The sequence below is a fragment of the Patulibacter minatonensis DSM 18081 genome (assembly GCF_000519325.1).
In the GTDB taxonomy this organism is placed as follows: Bacteria; Actinomycetota; Thermoleophilia; order Solirubrobacterales; family Solirubrobacteraceae; genus Patulibacter; species Patulibacter minatonensis.
The window spans coordinates 1,410,577-1,415,216 of record NZ_KI912613.1 but is presented as its reverse complement, the minus strand read 5'-3'; the positions used below and the strand labels follow the sequence as shown (position 1 = coordinate 1,415,216).

The following is a 4,640-nucleotide window of genomic DNA, read 5'->3' as shown; positions in this document are numbered from 1 at the left end:
CCGCGGCGGCCGGTCCGCGCCGCGCGACGCCGCCCCGGGCACCGGCAGCGCCGTCGGTCCGAGCGCGATCGTCACCGCGACGACCGTGGCCTGCAGCCCTCCCACGACCCCCGCGCCCGTGAGGATCCCGCCGGCACCGAGCCCGGCTCCCGCCACGATGCCGGTCCCGGCTCCCGCGCCGGGGAGCAGGAGCGCCGACAGGCCCGACAGCCACGGCCACGCACCGGGCCCGGCGGCCCACAGGCCGGGCAGGAACGACCGCACCGCGACGACCCGCCCGCCGTGGGTGGCGTCCCACGTCCGGCACGCCCCGCAGATCCGGAGGTGGCTCCGCACCCGGCGGCTGCGACGGCGCCGGCCGTCGCCGTCCGCCAGGAGCAGCCGGACGCCGTCGCACCGGGCGTCGCGGCCCTCGTCGCCCTCGCGCAGCGCGGTGCGGGCCTCGCGGACGGCCTGGCGCGCGGCGTCGGGGCGCATGCCGAGGTGCGACGCGACGCGCTCGTACGGCAGCTCCGCGACCTCGCGCAGCACGATCGCCCGGCGCTGTCGCTCGGGCAGCTCGGCGAGGTCGTCGGCCATCCCGGCCAGGCGCTCGCGCAGGAGGACCGTGGCCTCGGGCGACGGTCCCGTCGCGGCGCGGTGGTCGTCGAGCTCGGCCCACGGGGGTCGCACGCGCAGGAGCGACAGCGCCTCGTTCCGGCAGATGCAGGTCAGCCACGGGCGCACGTCGCCCCGGAGCTGTCCGCGACGCAGCGCGGCCAGGGCCTTCTCGGTCCCGTTCTGGACCGCGTCGTGCGCGTCGTCGGCGTTGCGCAGGATGCCGCGGCACAGCGCGTGCAGGCGGTCTGCGCGTCGGCGGCACAGCTCGGCGAACGCGTCCTCGTCGCCGGCGCCGACCCGGCGGGCGAGCTCGTCCTCGTCGACGCCCGTGGCGGTCCGGCCGGGGAGCGGCGGCGCGACCGGACGCCCCGGGAGCGGGACCGCGGTCCCGAGGCCCGTCCCCGTGCGCCCCGAGGCGACGCCGGCGCCGTCGGTCACGGTGGCGCTCCCGGCGTCGCCGGGTCCGACGCGCGGCGCGGGGAACGGGAGGATCGTCCCCGCCGGCTGGGCGGGCGTGCCGTCGCGCCGGAACGCGAGCCCTGTCGGATCGTGCACGCCCGCCCCGCCCCGTCGCTAGTTGCGGCCGCCGCCGAAGCGCGCAGCGCCGGTGGTCGCGGCCGGGGTCGTGGTCGTCGTCGACGGCGTGGTCGTGGTGCCGGTCGAGCCGGCCTGGCCCTGGCCGCCGCGGCCACCCGGGCCGCCGCAGTCGGCGCCGAGTCCGGCGGCCGCCCCGGCGGCGCTCCCGGAGTCGTCGGCGTCGGTGTCGTCGCCGGCCGCGGACACGATCGCGTCGACCGCGGTCTTCACCGCCGCCAGCCGCGTCGTGGCGTCCGTGAGCGCGGAGGAGGCGTCGGAGGCCAGCTCGTCGTCGCTGACGGCGTCGGCGATGTCGTCGCTCTCGGACGCCACGTCCTTGGCGACCTTCGCGTAGTAGTCGTCGTAGTCGGCCGCCTGGTCGTCGGTCAGGGCGCCGACGCCGGAGAGCAGCGCGTCGCGGCCGTCGAGGGCGGCGTCGAGCGTGGACGAGACCGCCGTGACGACGTCGCCGGACTGCCCGTCGTACAGGCTCGCGGTGGACGCGACGACGGCGTGCTCGGCGCGCTCGACGGCCCGGGCGTTCGCGGCGGCGCCGTCGCTGTCGGCGGCGACCTTGCGCAGCGTCGTCTTCTGGGCGGACGCCAGGCTGCGGCGCACGGCGGCCAGCGAGCTCGCGGCCTTCGTGGCGTCGCCGTCCTCGACGTAGCCCTCGGCCCGGTCGAGCCCGCGGGAGACGCTGCGGAGCTTCGTGCTGACCCGCGAGCTGACCTGGTCCTGGCCGCGGTCGCCGCCCCGGTCCGACGCGGCGGACGCGGCGCTCGGCACGCCGGCGGCGGCGATGCCGAGGGCCAGGGTGGCGAGGCCGGTGCGGGTGATGTTCGAGGTGATGGGCATGGTGGGGCTCCTCCTGGATCCGGGCCGGGCGGTCTGCTCGGCCTTCTGCGGGGGATGACGGCCTGCGCCGCCCCGCGTGAGGACCTATCCACCGAACGTCCACCGAATCCCGGTCGAGGGCTCGCCCTCGACCGGCTGCGCGCAGGATGCCCGGCGATCCTGGGACCAGGCTGGGAATCGACGGGCGGCTCGGCGGATGGTGGGCCGGCGGGGGGCCGACGGCGGCGATGGGTCGGCGGGGCGGGCCCGGCGACAGACGGGCCGACGGGGAACCGGCGGCGGCGGGCCGACGGGGAGGCCGACGGGGAGCCGGCGGCGGAGGGCCGACCGGGGGCCGACGGCGGCGGGCCGACCGGGAGGCCGACGGGGGCCGACGACGGTGGCCGACGGGGGACCGACGGAAGATCAGGGACCGCGGAAAGCGGGATCTCCGACAGTGACGCTGCGACGCCGATCGACTGTCGTGTTTCCCGCCGTGGTGACGGGGTTTCCGACAGTCGAACGTCGCCGGGCGTTCGCTGTCGGGATTCCCGTTCTCGCACACTCCCGCCCGCCGGCGCCCACCGCGGCGAGCCCTTCCCTCGCGTCCAGGGCGCGCGCTCGACCGGGCCGCCCGCGTCGCCGCGCTCGCACGTCGGGCCGTCCCGCCCCGTCGCGCCCGCGGCCCCGCCGTGCCCACCCGCCCGTCTCGCCAGGCCGCCTCACCGATCCGCCCCGACCCCGTCCGACCGCCCGTTCCAGCCGCCCGTCGCGACCGCGCGTCCCATGCGCCCGCCCGCCCGCCCGCCCGACCGCCCGACCGCCCAACCGACCGACCGACCGACCGACCGACCGTCCCGCAAAATATATGGTTAGTCCCTATAATCAGTTTCATGTCCGTGATCCGCGACCGCGCATTCGTCCCCGGACTGCTCTTCATCGGCACCGTCGTGTCGATCATCAGCAGCCTCGGTGCGCCGCTGATCCCGACGATCGCGAACGACCTCCACACGTCGCTCGGCAGCGCCCAGTGGTCGCTCACCGCGACGATGCTCGTCGGCGCCGTCGCCACCCCGGTCGTCGGTCGGCTCGGCGACGGCCCGTGGCGTCGCGAGGTCCTGCTGTTCTGCCTGGGCTGCGTCGCAGCGGGCGGGGCGCTCGCCGCGGTCGCCGGGTCGCTGCCGGTCCTCGTCGCCGGCCGCGCGATGCAGGGCATGGGCCTCGCGCTGATGCCGCTGACGATGGCCGCGGCGCGCGACGCGCTCAGCCGCGACCGCGCGCCCGGCGTCATCGCCGCCCTGTCCGTGATCGCCGCCGTCGGCGTCGGGCTCGGGTACCCGCTGACCGGGCTGATCGCCAACGCGCTCGACGTCTCCGCCGCGTTCTGGTTCGGGGCGATCATGAGCTCCGTCGCGTTCCTGCTGGCCCTGCTCATGGTCCCGAGCACCCGCCACGCGAAGACCCAGGGCCGGATCGACCTCGTCGGCGCCGCGCTCGTCGCCGTCGGCCTCGTGACGCTCCTGATCGCGCTCGAGAAGGGCGCCGACTGGGGCTGGGGCTCGTCCTCCACGGTCGGCTGCCTCGTCGTCGCCGTCGTGGCCTTCGCCGTCTGGCGGTGGCACGAGCTGCGGACCCACGACCCGCTCGTCGACCTGCGGCTGCTGCGCCACCGCGCCGTCCTGACGGCGAACGTCTCCGGGCTCCTGATCGGCCTGTCGATGTACCTCGGCATCAGCCTGATGACCCAGGTCGTCCAGCTCCCCGAGGCGATGGGCGAGACCGTCTTCGTCTCCGGCCTCGTGCTGCTCCCGTTCTCGGCGACGAGCTTCCTCGCCAGCCGGCTCGTCCCGACCGTCCAGGAGCGCATGGGCACGCGGATCACGATCCCGATCGGCTGCGTCGCGATCGGCGTGGCGACCCTGTTCTTCGCCGTCGGCGGCGCGACCGAGCTGTGGACCGCCTTCGTGACGATGGCCATCTTCGGGGTCGGCGTCGGCTTCACGTTCTCCGCGATGCCGGGCCTGATCGTCCGCGCGGTGCACGCCGACGAGACGAGCAGCGCGATGAGCCTCTACCAGGTGTCCCGCTACGTCGGCTTCTCGATCGGCAGCGGCCTGGCGGTCACCCTGCTGCGCGCGTTCTCCGGCGGCGGCGCGTCCGCCACCCCGGACCTCGACGCCTACCGCGCGACCTTCCTCGTCGCGACCGCCCTGGCGGTGTTCGCCGCGAGCGTCGCCTGGTGGCTGGCCGGTCCGCCGGCCGAGGGCCGCCCCCGGGTCTCGCGCGCGCTGCGGCGCCGCGAGGCCGAGGAGGGCGAGGTCGCCTCCGCCGGCCTCGAGATGCTGGAGTCGCCGCTCCCGCGGTGAGGCGGACCGGCCGCGCGGTCTACTGGCAGCGCGGACCGGCCGCGAGGCCTACTGGCAGGCCTCGCACTCCCCGCCGTTCCGCATCGCCTCGATCGAGCAGGCCTGCGGGTCCAGGCGGATGTCCGCCCCGGCGCCGTCGATCGGGTCGCCCCCGGGCAGCGGCGCCGGGGCGGCGCCCGCGGTGCCGAACCGCGGGACGCCGGGGAGGACCGGCGCCGCGTCCGGCCCCGGAACGGCCGTGTCGGTCGCCGCCGCCGGCTGCAC

At 77.1% G+C, this 4,640-nt stretch carries 3 protein-coding genes and 1 pseudogene; 1 reads left to right on the top strand and 3 read right to left on the bottom strand.

The genetic code is table 11. The features are described from left to right. Positions 1–1,155: RNA polymerase sigma factor (locus PATMI_RS34020; protein WP_157260998.1), on the bottom strand; the 1,155-nt coding region annotated here is incomplete at its 3' end. Between the two features lie 18 nt (positions 1,156–1,173). Then, complete coding sequence (locus PATMI_RS0106410) at positions 1,174–2,031, bottom strand: hypothetical protein (protein ID WP_026910277.1); 858 nt, start codon at positions 2,029–2,031, stop codon at positions 1,174–1,176. 872 nt (positions 2,032–2,903) lie between these two features. On the opposite strand from PATMI_RS0106410, the gene PATMI_RS27945 reads away from it, so the two are divergent. Beyond that, positions 2,904–4,376: an MFS transporter gene (locus PATMI_RS27945; RefSeq protein ID WP_051471133.1), complete on the top strand. Its 1,473-nt coding sequence runs from the start codon at positions 2,904–2,906 to the stop codon at positions 4,374–4,376. Positions 4,377–4,424: 48 nt separating this feature from the next. Here the strand turns inward: PATMI_RS27945 and PATMI_RS37280 are convergent. Then, positions 4,425–4,640, bottom strand: a pseudogene (locus PATMI_RS37280) (hypothetical protein); the annotation flags it as partial.